Consider the following 18,251-nt stretch of genomic DNA (forward strand, 5'->3'; position numbering starts at 1 on the left):
TAAAACGCGCCTGCGGCGGTAATTTACGCTCACGCGTAATCGTGATAACGGAAGAGAAATGAATACCAGAGCCCGCAAAGTGATGATCATCGGTACTGGCAATGTTGGCGCATCAGCCGCTTACGCCCTACTGAATCAGAACATCGCCGAAGAGTTGATCCTTGTTGATTTGAACCGCGATCGCGTTGAAGGTCATGTGCAGGATCTGGCGGACGCCGCCGCATATATGCCAGGCATGATGCATATTACCAGCCGCGATGCTACCGACTGTGCCGATGTGGACATTGCAGTCATCACGGTCTCCGGCGGCCCGCTAAAACCAGGGCAGACCCGCCTGGACGAACTACAAAATACCGCGCGGATCGTCAAAAACATCGTGCCGCAGATGATGGAAAACGGCTTCAATGGCATCTTTCTGATTGCCACCAACCCCTGCGACATCATCACCTGGCAGGTATGGAAACTCTCTGGCCTGCCACGCAGCCAGGTCATTGGTACCGGCGTATGGCTCGATACCACCCGGTTACGGCGCGCGCTGGCGCAGACGCTAGATATCGGCGCACAAAGTATTGACGCCTTTATCCTGGGTGAGCATGGTGACACCCAGTTTCCGGTGTGGTCGCACTCCTCCGTTTACGGTTCACCGATTGCCGATGTCTGGAAGCGCCGTACCGGACAACCTATTGATTTTGACGGACTGGCGGAGAGTGTGCGCAAACACGGTTTTGAAATTTACGCCCGCAAAGGCTGCACCGAGTACGGTATTGCCGGGACGATTGCTGAAATCTGCCGTAATATTTTTACCGGAAGTCACCGTGCGCTGGCGATCTCCTGCGTGCTTGACGGTGAGTATGGCGTGAGCGATGTCGCCATCGGCGTGCCTGCGGTCCTGACCCAGAGCGGCGTACAGCAAATTATTGAATTACAGCTGGAAGCGGACGAAGTGGCAAAATTCAACCATTCCGTTTCGGTGATTAAGGAGAATATCTCTCGCCTGCCGTAATACGCCGCTTAAAAAAAATGCCTGCGCCTGTGCAGGCATTTTTATCTCTCCCGGTCAGCTTTTTATTTTTCCGAAAGACAAATTAATGACAGATAACCTTGATTTTCATACCCAACCTCATCTCACAAGTCGTACAAAAGAAGGTTTGATAACATCACTATTAGATTTATCCAGGTCCGTGAAACGTATTAAGGGATTTTTATGACCAGTGAAGATAACAACGAATACACTTTTGTTGATGAGAAAGGAATTCCGGTTATTGATAGCAGGAAAAATGCTGAAAGTGGCGTTATTGATTGATACTGACACCATGCGGATGAGCTGAAAATAAACAGACGGTGTGGCAACGAGCCCGCCGTCTGTTTATCCAGGAGCCATCAACTGGGTGGCCACTAGCTGGCAATGGTTAACCGGGCTGGCAATACGGCAAGTTTCTGGCGAATATCGTCCCCCAGATGGCTGTCGGTAACAATATCCGTCAGTGAATCGAGACGGGCTACATTAAACAGCGACCATGCCCCGTATTTACTGCTATCGGCCAGCAATATCCGGCGCTGCGCATTATCAATCAATGCTCGTTTCAGCGCCGCTTTCTCTTCGGTTGGCGAAGTGATGCCTTTTTCCAGATCCCAACCGTTACAGCTAACGAAGGCCAGATCCGGCCAAATCCCCTGCAATAGCTTGCGACCGTGATCGCCGATGCACGACTGGCTGGTATCATCAATTCGCCCGCCAATGATGGTCACTTCGATTTGCTTAAACTCAGAGAGAAACAGCGCGATGTGCAAATCGCTGGTGATTACCCGCAGCGGCAGGTGCGTCAGCTGGCGAGCAAGTTCAAGCATAGTGGTGCCAGCATCAAGTACAATCGCATCACCCGCCTTCACCAGTGACGCGGCGGCACAAGCGATGGCATGTTTTTCCGACAGGTTACGCTGCATTTTCTCAAGCGTCGTCGGCTGCGAGGGGATAAACCGGTTAAGGGTAACGCCGCCGTGTGAACGGCTTATCACCCCTTCCTGATCGAGTTTGATCAAATCGCGGCGAATGGTGGCAGGAGACGCATTGGTTATGGTCACCAATTGATCTACCGTTACCAGATTATGTCCTTTCAGATAATCCATAATCTGTTCTAACCGGTTATATCCCTTCATATTATTCCCGTATGATTTGCATAGCTAACTGGATGGAAACCGCCATGCTTTCCGGTTTCGCTTTTCCGGTCCAGGCGATATCAAAGGCGGTGCCATGATCCGCAGAAGTACGGATAAAGGGCAAACCAGCTGTGATATTAACCCCATCGTAAAAACCCAGCAATTTTAATGGAATATGCCCCTGATCGTGATACATCGCCACCACCATGTCATACATTCCTTCATTACATTGCATAAAGACCGTGTCCGGCGGGCATGGGCCGAATACATTCAGCCCTTCGGCTTTCATCGCCTCCACCGCTGGACCGACGGTAGTGATCTCTTCATCGCCAAACAGACCATTTTCTCCGGCATGCGGGTTCACCCCGGCAACCGCGATACGCGGATTTGCGAAGCCAACGCGTTTGAGGAAAATATCTGCCACTCGAATAACCGTCTTGATACGATCCTGATTCAGGGTATCAAGAAATTTACGCAGCGCGATATGGGTGGTGACATGAATCACTTTGAGCTTCTCAGTATAGAGCACCATCGCGTAGTCATTAATATTGGTCAGTTTCGCCAGCAGCTCGGTATGCCCTGGATAGTGGTGACCACCTGAGTGCAGCGCTTCTTTATTCAGCGGTGCGGTAGCAATGGCTTTTACTGCGCCGGACATCGCCAGTTCGGTTGCACGACGCACGCAGCGATAGGCCAGATCGCCCGCCTGGGCTTGTACTTTGCCGGGTTCCAGCGCCTGCGGATCCGCCAGCGGCTCATCCAGCACGTTAATCACGCCGGGGGCGAAATAGGCGTCGCTGACCTTGTTGATAATGCGCAGCTCCGCATGTGGTGTGATATGCAGCGCCAGGATACGGTTAAACGTTTGGGCACAGCCGACAACCACAACCGGTGCCCCGGACAGTTCTCCTTCGACCAGCGATTTAATAATAATTTCCGGGCCTATCCCCGCAGGATCGCCCATCGTTACGGCAATAATATTAGTCACTCGACTTCTCCTCAATAAAATGCAAAACCTTGCGCAACGTGGTTTCGTCACCAAAACCACCCGCTTTGGTCATCACTGGTCGTTGCCATTCGCAACCTGAAAAATATCCCCAGGGCACACAGCCTGCGGCGCGCCCATGAATCTGAAACCCTTTTGCCCCGAGCGCCCTTGCGACCGCTATCGCCACATCCCCACCCGAAAGATAGAGGCCGTCAGGCGTGCTGTGTTGCAGCACATCCCGGGTAATTGCGCCTAAATAATCACAAATCCTCTCACCGCACTCAGAGCGACTTATCCCCCAACGCTCGCACAGCGCTATCACCTGATGGCGCGCCTGTTCATCCGGGCAGGTATGAACCAGGCAATGACGGCCATCGTTAAGTGCGGCGACGATCGCTGCGCGATAATCGGTGGCAGATGGCTGAAAAACATCATTGATATCAATAAAAATCGGTTCGCAGCGTGGATGCTGCGCGGCGATGCTCACCTGTTTTTGAGCGATTTCACTCATTGATCCGACAACCGCCAGTACCACCGACTGTTTTTGCGGCGCCAGACGGCGTGACAGGGCATCGCATAACCCGGCGGAACCGACCAGCAGCGGCCTTTCACTCGCCTGCATAGCATGAGTAACGATCTCATCCAGATCGGCGTCTGTTTGCGCATCAACCACCAGCAGCGTTGGAGCTTCCGCGCTGCCACTCATGAGCGCGACGGGCAACTGCGATGGCGTAATGTTCTGGGTATGCCCGCTAAAGAGCGCCACTACATCCGCACGCGTGATCGGTGTTTTCGGATCGCTGGCAAACTCGGTGTCGGTAAGCAGCACACCGTTTACCAGGCATTTCCCCTCGCGGGTAATGCGCCCTGCCGCCGGAAACGCCGGGGCGATAATCACCCTCTTCGCGCCCGTGACCTGCTGCATGGCCATAACTTCCGCCCCCGGATTACCGCGCAGCGTGGAATCTATCTTTTTCACCAGCCATGCCGGTGAAGAGTGACGCAGTACGCTTTTAGTCAGCGCGGCGACTTTCTCATACGCCGCCTCAGCCGTCAGCGCCCGGCTGTCACTGTTATAAATGAGCACCTGTGCATCACTTTGATATGTCGCTTCCAGCGCCACTTCTACGTGCATTCCTGCCTGCGCAAAGCTTACGCCCGCATCGTTCGCACCTGTGAAGTCATCGGCCAGAATCACCATTTGTTGGACCGCGCTTTGTTTGTTCATCCCTACTCCGCGTCGTTACGTTCTGGATATGATTATATTCAATCATAATTGATTATATGTGAGCAAGATCAACTTATTTAATTTGCGAATAAATTATAAATTCATGCCATACAGTGACCGTGATTGGAAAAACAATGATTGAGTTCAATCACCACAAAGAGAGACAGGAGAAGGTTGTGGTAACAATAAACAGCACCCTTATAAGCGGCGCAGGGGCGATTCCCGCTATCGCGCCTTTGCTTACGGGTAAAAAGAAACTCTTACTGGTCAGTGATGGCAACGTCATCAAGCTTGCCGCGACGCAGCAAATTCTGAGGTTATTGCAGGAAGAAGGCCGACTGGTGCAAGTTATTGACAACGTACCGCCAGAACCCAGCCAGCATGATGTCTCCGGTATTCTCGCCGACACGCCAGACGCGACATTTGACCTGGTTGTGGGTATCGGCGGCGGCAGCGTTCTCGACGTCACCAAACTGTTATCGGTACTCTGTCATCCGCTCTCACCGGGTCTGGACGCCCTGCTGTCCGGGGAAAAACCGACCGCACGCGTGCCTTCTTTACTGATTCCGGCCACCGCCGGGACCGGCTCCGAAGCCACACCGAATGCAATTCTGGCTATCCCGGAACAGAGCACCAAAGTGGGCATCATCTCCCCGGTGTTGCTGCCGGATTATGTCGCCCTGCTGCCGGAACTGACCACCAGCATGCCTGCACATATTGCCTCTTCGACCGGTATTGATGCCCTGTGCCATCTGATCGAATGCTTTACCGCCACGATCGCCAACCCGGTGAGCGATAACGTCGCCCTGACTGGTCTGCGTAAACTTCTGCACAACATCGAAACCGCCGTCAGTGAGCCACATAATCTGACCGCGCGCCTCGAAATGTTATGGGCCTCTTATTACGGTGGGGCGGCGATCACGCATGCGGGAACCCATCTGGTGCACGCACTCTCCTACCCGTTGGGTGGCACATACCACCTGCCGCACGGTGTCGCCAATGCCATTCTGCTGGCCCCCTGCATGAAAGTGGTGCGCCCGTATGCCGTCGAAAAATTTGCACAGGTCTGGGATCTGGTTCCGGGCGCTGATACCACGCTCAGCGATGAGGATAAATCTCACGCGCTGGTGGATTACTTTGCCGCGCTGGTAAAACGCCTCAACCTGCCGGATAACCTGGAGTCGCTTGGGGTACCGCGCGCGGATATCCCGTCGTTGGCCGATGCCGCCCTGAATGTTAAGCGCTTGATGAATAATGCCCCTTGCACTGTTGATCACGCCGCCGTGCAAGCGATTTACCAGACATTGTTTCAAATAAATTAAGAGTGAAGGAGAACAAAATGAGCACGAGAATTGCAGGGGTTTTGACCGCAATCGTTACCCCCTTCGATAATGAAGGGGCACTTAATGCGGCCGCGTTACGCCATCAAATTAATCGCCAGTTGGATGCAGGCAACGGTATTTTTTGTGGTGGCACTAATGGTGAGTTTTTCGTTCTGAACGAGCAAGAAAAAATTGCAGTAACAGCAACCTGTGTTGATGAAGTGGCTGGTCGCGCCAGCGTGGTGGCACATATTGGTGAGATCTCTACCCGCGAAACCATCCGCCTGGGTAAACAAATTGAAAAACTGGGCGTCGACGCGGTTTCTGTGATCACACCTTATTTTGTTCCCTTAAAACAAAACGAATTAATTACCCATTATACCGCGATTGCTGATGCACTCAGCGTACCGGTATTTCTCTATAACATACCTGCCCGCACCGGGAATACTCTTGAACCGCAAACCGTTCGCGTGTTGGCGGAACATCCAAACATTATTGGCATTAAAGACAGCGCGGGTAGTTATGAAAGCCTGAGCGGATTTCTGAATGCCGTAAAAGATATCGATAATTTCGATGTTCTGAATGGACCGGACTCCCTTATCCATCAGGGTTTTGTTGATGGTTGTTCTGCCTGTATTTCTGGGCTGGCAAACGTCGCACCAAAAGAAATTAATGCAATCTGGTCCCACTTCCAGAAAGGTGATATCGAAGGTTCACGCCTGGCGCAAGAAAGTGTCACCGGTCTGCGTACCGACCTCTATAAAGTGGCTTTTTCTCCTGCCGCAGTGAAAAAAGCATTGCAAATTTTAGGACAGGACGTCGGGGAAAGTCGCTACGCCGTGGAGTTCAACCCACAGCAAATCGAGCAGATCGAAAAAGTCATTTATACCTATCTGCAGTGATATTTTTTGATAGCGGCGCTTCGCGCCGCTCTGTGACAGGAACTTGCCATGAAAGTAATATGTACATCTCCGTCATTCGCTAAATATGACGCGAAACCAATCGAAATGCTTCGCCAGGCCAATCTTGAGTTGGTTTCATTACCCGCGGATGCCCCTGTCAGCGCGCTTGAACCCCATCTCGCCGACACGGTCGCCATGATTGTCGCCTTTACGGAAGTAGATGCCGCCATGCTGGCAAAAGCGCCGAATCTGAAGATCGTCTGCAAGCACGGGGTGGGTGTTGACAACATTGACCTTAACGCGACGAAGCAAAGAGGAATCTTCGTAACCAACGTACCGGATGCTAACAAACATGCGGTTGCCGATTTTGCTTTTTCTTTGATCCTGAGCAGCGCCCGACAATTAACCACTGCAATAAATGAAACCCGTGCAGGCAAATGGCCACGTATTTTTGCTACCGATGTCTATGGAAAAACAATTGGTATTGTGGGGCTTGGTAATATTGGCAAACAGGTTGCATTGCGTGCTCGCGGATTTAATATGCGCGTTCTGGCATATGATGAATGGCAAGATCCTGAATTTGCGTCTGCGAATAATATTGAGTATGTGTCGTTAGATACGCTGACCCAGGAAAGTGATTTCATTACTTTACACACACCGTTAACACCGCAGACACGTAATTTATTCGATGCTGACCGCCTTGCAAAAATGAGGAAAAGCGCATTTTTGATTAATGTCTCTCGTGGTGGCGTAGTCAATGAAGATGCGCTATTTAGCGCATTACAAAATCAGATTATCGCAGGCGCTGCAGCGGATGTATTCGATACCGAGCCTTGTGACAAGCATCCATTATTTACTCTCAATAATTTTTTACCTACATCGCACATTGCGGGTTATACCGACGGCGCGATCAGTGGTATAAGCATGCGTTGTGTTAATAATATTATTGCGTATGTCATTAACGAGCAACGCCCAAGTAATATCATGAATTCATTATAATATTTACGTGGAAAAGCCTGTTCATTTCCACTTTTTTCTGAACATCTGATTATGAGCCGACATATGAATAATATTGCCGCTAAAACACGTATTCGCTGGTGGATAGCTGGTTTAATGTGGTTGGCGATTGCCATTAACTATATTGACCGTACTGTATTGTCTGCCGCCGCCCCCCATCTGATCGACGAATTAAAACTTGATCCTGAAATGATGGGTTTTATCATGGCTGCGTTTTTTTGGTCCTACTCATTATTGCAAATTCCAGCGGGCTGGTTTGCTGACCGCTTTGGACAGAAAAAAGGGCTGGGAATTGCCGTTGCATGGTGGTCGATAGCCACTTCATTAATGGGTGTAGCCACCGGTTTTAAATCGCTTCTCGCCCTGCGTCTGGCATTAGGTGTTGGTGAGGCAGCAGCCTATCCCAGCAATGCTGGTATAACCGCACGTTGGTTCCCGGATAAAGAACGAGCCACTGTATCCGGCCTCTTCGACAGTGCATCCAAGTTTGGTGGTGCCGTTGCCATGCCGCTTATTGTATGGATGATCTATACCTTCGACTGGCGTCTGACTTTTCTTATCATTGGTGGCGTCGGCTTATTGTGGGTGATTGCATGGTATTTCATTTATTCCGAGAATCCGGAAGATCATAAGAAAATTAGTCAGGAAGAAGTTCGCCTGATTCGCGATGGTCAGGTACAGAAACATGGCGATAAATCTGTGCTGCCTATGAAATGGTATAAATTACTGCGCTATCGCAACATATGGGCAATGTGCCTGGGTTTTTTCACCATCAATTACACTTCCTATTTCTTTATTACCTGGTTACCAACATACCTGGTAAAAGATAAAGGTATGGATTTTATTAAGATGGGAATGGTCGCTGCCCTGCCATTATTATGTGGAATGATCATTGAAGTTGTAGCGGGCTGGGCCTCGGATCGAATGGTCCATAAAAAAGTATTGTCATTAACGGCTACGCGTAAACTTTTCCTCACGATTGGTCTGTTAATGGCGTTGTGTATAGGTTTTGCTCCTTTTACCGACTCCGTTTTTATGACTGTATTCCTGCTTTGCGTGGCAAAATCAGGTACGACCGTTGCGGCATCACAGGTTTGGGCATTGCCAGGTGACGTTGCGCCGAAAAATAGCGTGTCTATTGTTGCAGGTTTACAGAATACCGTTTCCAATCTCGGTGGTGCGGTTGGCCCCATTATTACGGGTGCTATCGTTGCTGCGACAGGATCTTTTACCTGGGCGCTGGTGTTCTCAGCCGTGCTGGTTGTACTGGGGATCGTAAACTACCTGTTTCTGATGGGGAAAGTGGAACCCATTATTGATAGCGAGACGTTGACGCAACTGAATACGGTTAAACAACATTAATACACAAAAGCGAGTAAGCAAGAACCCGGCACGCCTGCCGGGTTCTTGCTTAACGCAAATAGACTTTACCAATCAGATAGGTGGTGGCCTGACCGCCAATCAGTACCCTTTCGCCACGCGCTTCGCAGCGCAGTTCACCGCCACGGGCCGATAGCTGACGTGCCTGCATAACGGTTTTGCCCAGTTTATCCGCCCAGTAGGGGATCAACATGCTGTGGGTCGAACCGGTTACCGGATCTTCCGCTACCGCTTCACCGGGACAGAAAAAGCGGCTGACAAAATCGTGTTCATCACCAGGGGCGGTAATACAGACCATTTTCTTTAAGGGGATCATCGCGGCGATGTTCGGGGTGACGGCTTCAACCTGCTGCTGATTTTCCAGCACAACCATATAATCGCGCGCCACGCGCACCTCTTTGGCCTGGGCGATGCCCAGTGTTTCAAACAGCAACGCAGGCGGTGCTTCTACTCGTTCTGTCAGCCAGGCCGGGAAGTCCAGGGTCAGCCAGTCGCCTTTACGGCTTACGGTGAGCGGGCCAACAAAACGGGTAGCAAAGTTAATATGCGTATCGGGGTAGTCCAGATACTCGAAAATCACATGTGCCGCGGCAAGCGTGGCATGGCCGCAAAGGTTGATTTCATACTGCGTGGTAAACCAGCGCAGCTCAAAACCGTCATCGTTACGAACAAAAAACGCGGTTTCAGACTGGTTGTGCTGCTGCGCCATTTTCAACAGCACCTCATCAGGCAACCATTCTGTTAGCGGACAAACTGCGGCGGCGTTGCCGCCAAACGTACGGTCGCTGAATGCGTCCACCATGTAGAAATCGATTGTGTGCATAGCCTTTCCTCTTGTTTTACTTTGTTTTTCCCTTGTATTGCTTTTTGTTTCAACTGGCATCATCGTCCCCCAGCGAAAAATGAGACGCTGATCACAAAAAGTTTGTATTTTGAGCAATATTGGATCTAAGATCTGCACATCTTCTTCACCTGCTACCGGTCCCAAAAGATATGACAACACAAATGGTTTCACGAAAAGTCGCGTGGCTCCGGGTGGTTACGCTTGCCATTGCGGCGTTCATTTTCAATACCACAGAGTTCGTGCCCGTGGGGCTGCTGTCGGACATCGCGCAAAGTTTTGACATGGAAACGCCGCAGGTCGGTATTATGCTGACGATCTACGCCTGGGTTGTGGCGCTGATGTCACTGCCGTTTATGCTGCTGACCAGCCAGGTGGAGCGTCGTAAGTTGCTGATTGGTCTGTTCATTCTCTTTATCGCCAGCCATGTTCTCTCCTTCCTGGCGTGGAATTTCCATGTGCTGGTGATAAGCCGCATCGGTATCGCTTTCGCCCATGCTATTTTCTGGTCCATCACCGCATCCCTCGCCATTCGACTGGCCCCGGCGGGCAAACGCGCACAGGCGCTGAGCCTTATCGCTACCGGTACAGCGCTGGCTATGGTGCTGGGTATTCCGATTGGCCGCGTCGTCGGGCAATATTTTGGCTGGCGTACAACCTTCTTCGCCATCGGCTTTGGCGCGCTGGTCACCCTGATGTGCCTGATAAAACTCTTGCCGAAGCTACCCAGCGAGCACTCCGGTTCACTGCGTAGCCTGCCTGAGCTATTCCGTCGTCCGGCGCTGTTGTCCATTTACCTGCTGACGGTCATTGTGGTTACCGCCCACTACACCGCCTACAGCTATATCGAACCGTTCGTACAGAATGTGGCGGGCTTTAGCGGTAATTTCGCTACCTTGTTGCTGCTGATACTCGGCGGTGCGGGGATCCTCGGTAGCGTGCTGTTTGGTAAGCTGGGCAATAAACATGCCTCCGGTCTTATAAGCGGCGCAATTGGCCTGCTGGTTATTTCTCTGTTGTTGCTACGCCCTGCGGCTGGAAGTGAGATAAACCTGGCCGTGTTGAGCGTCTTCTGGGGTATCGCAATTATGATTATCGGCCTCGGTATGCAGGTGAAAGTCCTGGCGCTGGCACCAGATGCGACCGATGTGGCCATGGCGCTATTCTCAGGAATTTTCAATATCGGAATTGGCGCGGGCGCGCTGGTCGGTAACCAAATCAGTCTGCAGTGGTCGATGTCAGCCATTGGCTATGCGGGCGCCATTCCGGCACTGGCCGCGCTGGTCTGGTCGATTATGATTTTCCGCCGCTGGCCTGTATCGTCTGAAGAAAGGCAGCAAGCGCACCACCTGTAATACCTCACCGTCAGCGGGTCGCCGTAGCGCAACCCGCTGAGGGGTTAACGTCCCCGCCGCTTCTCAGTCACCATCTGCGTCTGCACAGGCGGCGGGCTGCTGGTAGCGAGTCGCATCAGACCGCCGCGTGGTAGGTCGTAATGATTTCCAGCACCCCATTAATGATAAATTGCACACCCATACAGACCAGCAAAAAGCCCATCAGACGGGAGATAGCCTCAATCCCCCCCTTACCCACCAGCCGCATTATCGCACCGGAGCTGCGCAAACATCCCCAGAGGATCACTGCCACGGCGGCGAAAATCAGCGGCGGCGCAAGCCATAACACCCATTCAGGGAAAGTATTGCTTTCGCGCACGGTCGACGCGGAACTGATGATCATGGCAATCGTTCCCGGCCCGGCAGTACTTGGCATGGCCAGCGGAACGAAAGCGATATTGGCCGTCGGCTCCTCTTCCAGCTCTTCCGATTTGGTTTTTATCTCCGGCGCCTCATGCATTTTCTGCGGCGGGAAGAGCATGCGAAAACCGATAAAGGCTACGATAAGCCCACCGGCGATACGCAACCCCGGAATCGAAATCCCGAAGGTATTCATCACCACTTGCCCGGCATAATACGCCACCATCATGATGGCAAAGACATAAACAGAGGCCATCAGCGACTGCTGGTTGCGCTGGGCGCTGTTCATATTGCCCGCAAGCCCTAAAAAGAGCGCAACGGTGGTAAGCGGGTTCGCCAGTGGCAGTATCACCACCAGTCCAAGGCCTATGGCTTTCAATAAATCCATCATCTAATAAGGTTCTCCTGGGCCAACAAACGTACCGGAAAGTATATCTTCATCGTAACCTGACCAGCACTGGCTTTGCTTATCTATTAATTAAGCTCATAAAAACATACACATAACTGAGACATAAAACGGACATAACCCTGTTTTAGCAAATCGTGGCATAAGCTAATTCATTCGGTTGACTTATACTTGCCTGAGCAATAATATCTGCCGTGACTAATATACTTGCCGGGGCAACCACTGTGAAAAGCACAAGTGATCTGTTTAACGAAATCATTCCACTTGGTCGCTTGATCCATATGGTTAACCAAAAAAAAGATCGCTTACTTAACGACTATCTTGCGCCGCTGGATGTCACCGCCACGCAGTTTAAGGTGCTCTGTTCTATCCGCTGCCAGGGATGTATCACCCCGGTCGAATTAAAAAAGATCCTCTCCGTCGACCTTGGTGCGCTGACGCGCATGCTTGACCGACTGGTCTGTAAAGGCTGGATCGAAAGAAATCCTAATCCGCATGACAAACGCGGCGTGCTGGTGCAATTAACCACCGACGGCGCCGCGCTATGTGAGCAATGTCATCAATTAGTAGGGCAAAACCTGCATCAGGAATTAACAAAAAACTTAACGGCAGAAGAAGTGGCAACTCTGGAGCACTTGCTCAAGAAAATCCTGCCGTAACGAAAAAAGAGGTATGACGATGTCCAGACGCAATACTGACGCCATCACTATTCATAGCATTTTGGACTGGATTGAAGATAACCTGGAATCGCCGCTCTCACTGGAAAAAGTGTCAGAGCGTTCGGGTTACTCCAAATGGCACCTGCAACGGATGTTTAAAAAAGAGACGGGACACTCGCTGGGGCAGTACATTCGCAGCCGTAAGCTGACTGAAATCGCACAGAAGCTGAAAGGCAGTAATGAACCGATCCTGTATCTCGCGGAGCGCTATGGGTTTGAATCGCAACAAACCCTGACGCGCACGTTCAAAAACTACTTTGACGTGCCACCACACAAGTATCGTGTGACCGAAATTCCCGGCGAGTCTCGCTATCTATTTCCGTTAAATCACTGTAATTGCTAATCGCCTGTTTTAAAGACGTATCGAGGAAATCATGAAACGTATTGCCTGTGCCGCCCTCACCGTGATGGTGTTACTGACCGGCCAGAGTTATGCGGAACAATTCGCACACCCTGCGAAACAGAACCCACGTGACACAATGGTTATGCCCACCTCCCATGAACAGTCGCCTTTCGACTTTAACCACATGGGAGCCGGGAGTGATAAATCCGACGAGTTGGGCGTGCCTTATTACAACGCGCGCACCTAATCGTTTTGCCCCGCCTTCGGCGGGGCTTTTTTTCTCCTACGCCTGAACAGCCCGACGTAAGCGAAATCCAAACACATTAATATACAAACCCGCCATAATCAGCACCGCTCCGCCCAACTGCAATATCGACAACGACTCACCCAGAAGCAGCGCGGCACTTGCCATTCCTACCACAGGCACCAGCAACGATAGCGGCGCAACGCGCCAGGTTTCATAACGGCCAAGTAGCGAACCCCAGATGCCATAACCAATAATTGTCGCCACAAACGCCAGATAGACCAGCGACAGAATAGTCGTCAGGTCAATACTGACCAGGCTTTGCAACATCAACGCCGGACCTTCAAATATCAGCGATGCCACCATAAAGGGAATGATGGGGATCAACGCACTCCAGACCACCAGCGACATCACCGGCGGGCGCGAGGTATGGCTCATGATTTTTTTATTGAAGATATTGCCGCAGGCCCAACTGAACGCCGCCGCAAGCGTCAGGACAAAGCCGATCATCGGGATATGTTGCCCGGTCAGGCTGGCCTCAATCAACACCAGCACACCCAACACCGCCAGCGCAATGCCCGCCACTTGTTTCCCCTGCAACCGTTCACCGAACACACCGGCACCAAGAATGATGGTGAAAAAGGCCTGTGCCTGCAAAACCAGCGACGCGAGGCCGGCAGGCATGCCGAATTTGATGGCGCAAAACAAGAAAGCAAACTGCCCAAAGCTGATGGTCAGCCCGTAGCCCAGCAGTAAACGCAGTGGCACTTTAGGTCGCGCAACCGCCAGCAATGCCGGAAATGCCACCAGCATGAAGCGTAAACCCGCCAGCATAAGTGGAGGCATATTGTGCAGCCCAACTTTGATCACCACAAAATTCAGGCCCCATACCACCACAACCAACAGCGCCAGCAGTCCATCTTTACGCGTCATTCTTTGCCTCTGTTTTTTAAACTTTTGTAAAAAATTTACGTTAACGCAAAAATTAGTCCAGAGACAGATCATTATTTTTGGCAGGTCAGTTTTGGCATCCCGTGATAAATCAACCGATGTACATCACGCTTTATGCATGTTATTGCTGTTAGACATCACAAAAAAATATAACAACAGGCATTGTCGGGCAGGAAAATGATCTCAACACAAAAGCGTTCTACCGCCGCGCTACTGGCGTCGTCGTTACTGTTAACCATCGGGCGCGGCGCAACGCTGCCATTTATGACTATCTATCTCAATCGCCAGTACGCCATGTCTGTAGACCAGGTGGGGTACGCGATGACGACGGCGTTAACTATTGGCGTGGTCTTTAGTCTTGGCTTCGGTATTCTGGCGGATAAGTTCGATAAAAAACGCTATATGTTGCTGGCGATCGCCGTTTTTTTGTTGGGTTTTAGCGCCATTCCCCTGGTGAGCCATGCAGGTCTGGTGGTGCTCTTTTTCTCGCTCATTAACTGCGCTTACTCGGTATTTTCGACCGTTCTGAAAGCCTATTTTTCCGATACGCTGGGTGCGGCGGCAAAAGCGCGGATTTTCTCTCTCAACTACACGTTTATTAATATCGGCTGGACCGTCGGGCCACCGATTGGCACGATGCTGGTCATGTACAGCATCAATCTGCCCTTCTGGCTCGCGGCCTTCTGTTCCGCAGTACCGCTGGTATTTATCCAACTATTCGTTCGCCGCGTCAGTGCGGCGCAGAACAGCGAAAACAGCGTGGCCTGGTCGCCGTCGGTATTGTTGCGTGATCGTGCGCTACGCTGGTTTACCTTATCGGGACTGCTGGCATCCTTTGTCGCCGGATCGTTTGCGTCTTGCATTGCTCAGTATGTCATGTCAATCGCAGACGGTGACTTTGCCGAAAAAGTGGTGGCCGTGGTACTGCCGGTTAATGCCGCCGTCGTAGTAACGCTGCAATATGGGCTGGGAAGTAAGCTCACGGCAAAGAACCTGCGTCCATTAATGGCTTTCGGCACCCTCTGTTTTGTCCTGGGGCTGGGCGGGTTTATGTTTTCCGGGGACAATCTCTGGTTGTGGGGCGCGTCGGCCGCCGTCTTTACCCTTGGCGAAGTTATTTATGCGCCCGGCGAGTACATGCTGATTGATAATATTGCGCCGCCGGGAATGAAAGCGAGCTATTTCTCTGCCCAGGCGCTGGGCTGGCTGGGGGCGGCCATGAACCCGCTGTTAACCGGGATTATCCTGACCACCCTGCCGGCATGGACACTCTTTATCATTATGATGGTGACCATCATCCTGGCCTGGCTGATGATGCTCAGAGGTATGCAGGCAAAACCGCTGGGCGTGTTGCAGGCAGGCTAGCCTGCCTTACCTTTCGTGGTTTGCGCGAAGCTGCGGCGTGTTGTCGAGTAAACGGATAGCGGGAACAAAACAGGCCGCCACCGTCGCCAGAACCACCGCCAGCGCGCAGGCCAGCAGGACATCGGTGCTGCCATAGTGCTGCGCCAGCTGACCGGCGGCAATTTCGCCGACCGGAATCGCAACAAACGAGCCAAGCGCATCATAAGCATAAACCCGTGCAAGTTTTTCAGGCGGGATATGTGTTTGCAGAGACTGCGCCCATACCACGCCAAACAGACCAAAGCTCACCCCTGCCAGGAAGAAACCTGCCATTAGCGCTGTTGTGGTGGGATAAATACCCAGGGCGAGCAAAGGGAGCGCACAAAAGTTAACCAGCACCACGCCAATAAAGAGATCGCGTCGGGGTCGCCAGCGCAGCGCAAGCAGCGAACCTGCAATCAGGCCAATGCTTTGCGCCGCCACGGCAAATCCCCAGCCGGTGCGGCCGAATGCCTCATCCGCGACGACAGGTCCAAGCACCATCGCCATGCCACTAAAGGCCGCATTGACGATGGTAAACTGCACCACAATGGCCCAGACCCACGTGCGGGCGATGAACTCTTTCCAGCCATCACGCAAATCCTGCAGAATATTTGATTGCGTATCATGCGATACGATTGCCCCGACACGAATCAGCAAGTAGAGCGGAGCCGACGCCGCAAAACCAAGCGCATCAATCGCCAGCCCCCATCCGGGACCGATAGTGCTGGTGAGCATACCGCCAAGCGACGCGCCAATTACCGTGCCGCCATAAACACCCAGTTGAATAAAGGCATTGGCTTCGCGCAGGGTACGTACCGGTACCGTCTGCGGCACCATCGCCGAAGAGGCGGGTAGCGCAATGCCCGCCGCCGCACCGTTAAGCGCCCCGAGCACAGCCAGCAGCATGATGGTTGCGCTGCCGTCCAGCACCAGCCATGCCACCATCCCCTGAGCCACTGCCGCTACCAGCGACGAGGAGACCAACACCAGGCTTCGTGAGTAACGGTCGGCCAGCACGCCCCCGAGTAGCAGGAAGATAACGTTAAAGAGCGAACGGGCCGCCACGACAAGACCTAAGTCCGTTGCGGAGCCGCCGATATCCAGCACCGCGAATGCCAGCGCAATCGGGGCAATACCGTTTCCCAGAACGGTCAGCAGGCGGCCGAAAAACAGATAACGAAAAGAGGTAGAGTGAAAGGCCCGCTGGCCGCGTGATGTCATTACCTCACTATCCACGAGGCTGCTCCCGTTCATCCCTTCTTGCCGTCATGAATGACTCCATTGTGTCTGATTAAGGCCCACCCGAATAAATAAAGAAAGGACATGCAGGGGGCCTGCATGTCCATCGCACTTGTTTATTGTTACGACTTACGGATTACCATACCTCTTGCGCAATCTGTGTAACGAGGCGCACTTTATCCCATTGTTGCTCTGCTGTCAGCGTGTTCCCCTCCTCCGTTGAGGCAAAACCACACTGCGGGCTCAGACAAAGCTGGCGCAAATCGACATATTTCGCTGCTTCCTGTAAGCGCGCTTTGATACCTTCCGGATTTTCCAGCTCACCATTTTTGGTGGTGATAAGCCCTAACACAACCTGCTGTTTGCCCGGGCGAATAAAGCGCAGTGGCGCGAAATCACCAGAGCGATCATTATCATATTCAAGGTAGAACGCATCGACATTCACGCTGCCAAACAGCACTTCCGCTACCGGCTCATAGCCGCCTTCGGAAATCCATGTGGAGCGGAAATTACCCCGGCAAACATGCAAACCAATCGTTAAGTCCGCCGGTTTGCCTTCCAGCGCTTTATTCAGCACGCGGGCATAGATGCGCGCCAGCTCATCCGGATCTTCACCACGTTCAATAATTTGGCGGCGCTGATCGTCAGAGCACAGGTAGGCCCAGACGGTATCGTCCAGTTGCAGATAACGACAACCTGCGGCGTAGAAAGCATGAATCGCATCGCGCCAGGTGGTGGCTAAATCGTCAAAATAGTCCACCAGGTCCGGGTAAACCGTGGCATCAATATCTTTACGGCCACCACGGAAATGCAGCACGCTCGGGCTTGGAATAGTCATCTTTGGCTGGGCATTGCCGCTGATACTTTTCAGATAAACGAAATCCTCAAGCATAGGGTGATCGCCAAAGCCGAGTTTTCCGGTCACCCGCACACCGTGGGCTTTGGTCTGAACGCCATTGAACTGGATGCCTTTATCCGCGTCATAACGCTCAACGCCCTGCAGACCATCGAAGAAATCAAAATGCCACCAGGCACGGCGAAACTCTCCGTCAGTCACCACATGCAAGCCGCATTCGCACTGCTGCTGAACCACCTGACGAATAGCCTCGTTTTCCACAGCCCGCAGTTGCTGCGCGTTGATACTGCCCTGCGCAAATTGTTGACGTGCCTGTTTAATGGTATCCGGACGCAGAAAGCTACCTACTACGTCTGCACGGAACGGGGCCTGATGTCGCTGCATGGTGTTCTCCTTGCACGCCGGGCCAGATAGTTTCCCGGCGTGATAGTTCGTTATTTGAATTTTTAGCCTTCTGGATGGCTAAACGTCCAGATAAGGTGTCACATGCAGCATCTTTATGGCAAACGAGATTTTTT

Annotated in this window: 18 protein-coding genes; 10 read left to right on the forward strand and 8 right to left on the reverse strand. The window is 52.1% G+C overall.

Annotated features, from left to right (window positions below; translation table 11 throughout):
- Positions 1-58: 58 nt before the first annotated feature.
- Positions 59-1,003 (forward strand): L-lactate dehydrogenase, encoded by a 945-nt coding sequence (locus tag AAIG39_RS11050; protein WP_090084169.1) that lies wholly within the window; start codon positions 59-61, stop codon positions 1,001-1,003.
- 392 nt (positions 1,004-1,395) lie between these two features.
- Here AAIG39_RS11050 and AAIG39_RS11055 read toward each other — a convergent pair whose 3' ends face one another.
- The 3 genes from AAIG39_RS11055 to dtnK are packed head-to-tail and all read right to left on the reverse strand — an operon-like array spanning position 1,396 to position 4,373.
- A complete protein-coding gene (locus AAIG39_RS11055) occupies positions 1,396-2,157 on the reverse strand; it encodes a DeoR/GlpR family DNA-binding transcription regulator (RefSeq protein WP_343193859.1) in 762 nt (253 codons plus the stop codon).
- Position 2,158: 1 nt separating this feature from the next.
- Positions 2,159-3,145 (reverse strand): D-threonate 4-phosphate dehydrogenase, encoded by a 987-nt coding sequence (locus AAIG39_RS11060; protein WP_343193860.1) that lies wholly within the window; start codon positions 3,143-3,145, stop codon positions 2,159-2,161.
- On the reverse strand, positions 3,138-4,373 hold the full coding sequence (gene dtnK, locus AAIG39_RS11065) for a D-threonate kinase (RefSeq protein ID WP_249572272.1): 1,236 nt from the start codon (positions 4,371-4,373) through the stop codon (positions 3,138-3,140). The genes AAIG39_RS11060 and dtnK overlap by 8 nt, the downstream gene beginning before the upstream one ends.
- A gap of 176 nt (positions 4,374-4,549) precedes the next feature.
- On the opposite strand from dtnK, the gene AAIG39_RS11070 reads away from it, so the two are divergent.
- From AAIG39_RS11070 to AAIG39_RS11085, 4 genes are all read left to right on the forward strand, one after another.
- Positions 4,550-5,695 (forward strand): iron-containing alcohol dehydrogenase, encoded by a 1,146-nt coding sequence (locus AAIG39_RS11070; RefSeq protein WP_249572273.1) that lies wholly within the window; start codon positions 4,550-4,552, stop codon positions 5,693-5,695.
- A gap of 17 nt (positions 5,696-5,712) precedes the next feature.
- Positions 5,713-6,597, forward strand: coding sequence for a dihydrodipicolinate synthase family protein (locus AAIG39_RS11075; RefSeq protein WP_249572274.1), 885 nt, complete (start codon positions 5,713-5,715; stop codon positions 6,595-6,597).
- 48 nt (positions 6,598-6,645) lie between these two features.
- Positions 6,646-7,596, forward strand: a complete 951-nt coding sequence (locus AAIG39_RS11080) for a phosphoglycerate dehydrogenase (protein WP_249572275.1) — start codon at positions 6,646-6,648, stop codon at positions 7,594-7,596.
- A 63-nt stretch (positions 7,597-7,659) separates the two neighbouring features.
- Entirely contained in the window at positions 7,660-8,976 is a 1,317-nt protein-coding gene (locus AAIG39_RS11085; protein WP_343193861.1) for an MFS transporter, read from the forward strand.
- Positions 8,977-9,025: 49 nt separating this feature from the next.
- Here the strand turns inward: AAIG39_RS11085 and AAIG39_RS11090 are convergent, their stop codons facing one another.
- Complete coding sequence (locus AAIG39_RS11090; RefSeq protein ID WP_343193862.1) at positions 9,026-9,817, reverse strand: PhzF family phenazine biosynthesis protein; 792 nt, start codon at positions 9,815-9,817, stop codon at positions 9,026-9,028.
- A gap of 170 nt (positions 9,818-9,987) precedes the next feature.
- Here AAIG39_RS11090 and AAIG39_RS11095 point away from each other — a divergent pair, with 170 nt between their 5' ends.
- Positions 9,988-11,190, forward strand: a complete 1,203-nt coding sequence (locus AAIG39_RS11095) for a sugar transporter (RefSeq protein ID WP_090084164.1) — start codon at positions 9,988-9,990, stop codon at positions 11,188-11,190.
- A gap of 115 nt (positions 11,191-11,305) precedes the next feature.
- Here AAIG39_RS11095 and AAIG39_RS11100 read toward each other — a convergent pair whose 3' ends face one another.
- A complete protein-coding gene (locus AAIG39_RS11100) occupies positions 11,306-11,980 on the reverse strand; it encodes a MarC family NAAT transporter (protein ID WP_090084162.1) in 675 nt (224 codons plus the stop codon).
- A 239-nt stretch (positions 11,981-12,219) separates the two neighbouring features.
- Between AAIG39_RS11100 and marR the strand changes: the two genes are divergently transcribed.
- Genes marR through marB form a run of 3 tightly spaced genes read left to right on the forward strand, consistent with a single transcriptional unit; the run spans position 12,220 to position 13,304 of the window.
- The gene (marR, locus tag AAIG39_RS11105) at positions 12,220-12,654 is read left to right on the forward strand and encodes a multiple antibiotic resistance transcriptional regulator MarR (RefSeq protein ID WP_039078921.1); all 435 of its coding nucleotides are present in this window, start codon (positions 12,220-12,222) and stop codon (positions 12,652-12,654) included.
- A gap of 19 nt (positions 12,655-12,673) precedes the next feature.
- On the forward strand, positions 12,674-13,057 hold the full coding sequence (marA, locus tag AAIG39_RS11110) for an MDR efflux pump AcrAB transcriptional activator MarA (RefSeq protein ID WP_139153698.1): 384 nt from the start codon (positions 12,674-12,676) through the stop codon (positions 13,055-13,057).
- Positions 13,058-13,088: 31 nt separating this feature from the next.
- Positions 13,089-13,304 carry a multiple antibiotic resistance protein MarB gene (gene marB, locus AAIG39_RS11115; protein ID WP_047370225.1) on the forward strand — a complete coding sequence of 72 codons (216 nt, stop codon included), beginning with the start codon at positions 13,089-13,091 and terminating at the stop codon, positions 13,302-13,304.
- A 36-nt stretch (positions 13,305-13,340) separates the two neighbouring features.
- On the opposite strand, the gene eamA is transcribed toward marB, so the two are convergent.
- Positions 13,341-14,234, reverse strand: coding sequence for an O-acetylserine/cysteine exporter (eamA, locus tag AAIG39_RS11120; protein WP_090084160.1), 894 nt, complete (start codon positions 14,232-14,234; stop codon positions 13,341-13,343).
- 195 nt (positions 14,235-14,429) lie between these two features.
- Here eamA and ydeE point away from each other — a divergent pair, with 195 nt between their 5' ends.
- Entirely contained in the window at positions 14,430-15,617 is a 1,188-nt protein-coding gene (gene ydeE, locus AAIG39_RS11125; RefSeq protein ID WP_090084159.1) for an efflux MFS transporter YdeE, read from the forward strand.
- Positions 15,618-15,623: 6 nt separating this feature from the next.
- Here ydeE and AAIG39_RS11130 read toward each other — a convergent pair whose 3' ends face one another.
- Together AAIG39_RS11130 and AAIG39_RS11135 are read right to left on the reverse strand one after the other, a co-directional pair.
- Positions 15,624-16,859, reverse strand: coding sequence for an MFS transporter (locus AAIG39_RS11130; RefSeq protein ID WP_343193895.1), 1,236 nt, complete (start codon positions 16,857-16,859; stop codon positions 15,624-15,626).
- A gap of 154 nt (positions 16,860-17,013) precedes the next feature.
- Positions 17,014-18,117, reverse strand: coding sequence for a cobalamin-independent methionine synthase II family protein (locus tag AAIG39_RS11135; protein ID WP_090084157.1), 1,104 nt, complete (start codon positions 18,115-18,117; stop codon positions 17,014-17,016).
- Positions 18,118-18,251: the final 134 nt, after the last annotated feature.

It is taken from the genome of Phytobacter palmae (assembly GCF_039409775.1).
GTDB classification, from domain to species: Bacteria; Pseudomonadota; Gammaproteobacteria; order Enterobacterales; family Enterobacteriaceae; genus Phytobacter; species Phytobacter palmae.

What these genes read in the sequence shown, in the direction of transcription:
- AAIG39_RS11100 (WP_090084162.1), bottom strand. Translation starts at nt 11,980, where the DNA reads ATGATGGATTTATTGAAAGCCATAGGCCTTGGACTGGTGGTGATACTG.
- eamA (WP_090084160.1), bottom strand. Translation starts at nt 14,234, where the DNA reads ATGACGCGTAAAGATGGACTGCTGGCGCTGTTGGTTGTGGTGGTATGG.
- AAIG39_RS11095 (WP_090084164.1), top strand. Translation starts at nt 9,988, where the DNA reads ATGACAACACAAATGGTTTCACGAAAAGTCGCGTGGCTCCGGGTGGTT.
- ydeE (WP_090084159.1), top strand. Translation starts at nt 14,430, where the DNA reads ATGATCTCAACACAAAAGCGTTCTACCGCCGCGCTACTGGCGTCGTCG.
- marB (WP_047370225.1), top strand. Translation starts at nt 13,089, where the DNA reads ATGAAACGTATTGCCTGTGCCGCCCTCACCGTGATGGTGTTACTGACC.
- AAIG39_RS11075 (WP_249572274.1), top strand. Translation starts at nt 5,713, where the DNA reads ATGAGCACGAGAATTGCAGGGGTTTTGACCGCAATCGTTACCCCCTTC.
- AAIG39_RS11055 (WP_343193859.1), bottom strand. Translation starts at nt 2,157, where the DNA reads ATGAAGGGATATAACCGGTTAGAACAGATTATGGATTATCTGAAAGGA.
- AAIG39_RS11130 (WP_343193895.1), bottom strand. Translation starts at nt 16,859, where the DNA reads ATGACATCACGCGGCCAGCGGGCCTTTCACTCTACCTCTTTTCGTTAT.
- marA (WP_139153698.1), top strand. Translation starts at nt 12,674, where the DNA reads ATGTCCAGACGCAATACTGACGCCATCACTATTCATAGCATTTTGGAC.
- AAIG39_RS11050 (WP_090084169.1), top strand. Translation starts at nt 59, where the DNA reads ATGAATACCAGAGCCCGCAAAGTGATGATCATCGGTACTGGCAATGTT.
- AAIG39_RS11135 (WP_090084157.1), bottom strand. Translation starts at nt 18,117, where the DNA reads ATGCAGCGACATCAGGCCCCGTTCCGTGCAGACGTAGTAGGTAGCTTT.
- AAIG39_RS11080 (WP_249572275.1), top strand. Translation starts at nt 6,646, where the DNA reads ATGAAAGTAATATGTACATCTCCGTCATTCGCTAAATATGACGCGAAA.
- dtnK (WP_249572272.1), bottom strand. Translation starts at nt 4,373, where the DNA reads ATGAACAAACAAAGCGCGGTCCAACAAATGGTGATTCTGGCCGATGAC.
- AAIG39_RS11085 (WP_343193861.1), top strand. Translation starts at nt 7,660, where the DNA reads ATGAATAATATTGCCGCTAAAACACGTATTCGCTGGTGGATAGCTGGT.
- AAIG39_RS11090 (WP_343193862.1), bottom strand. Translation starts at nt 9,817, where the DNA reads ATGCACACAATCGATTTCTACATGGTGGACGCATTCAGCGACCGTACG.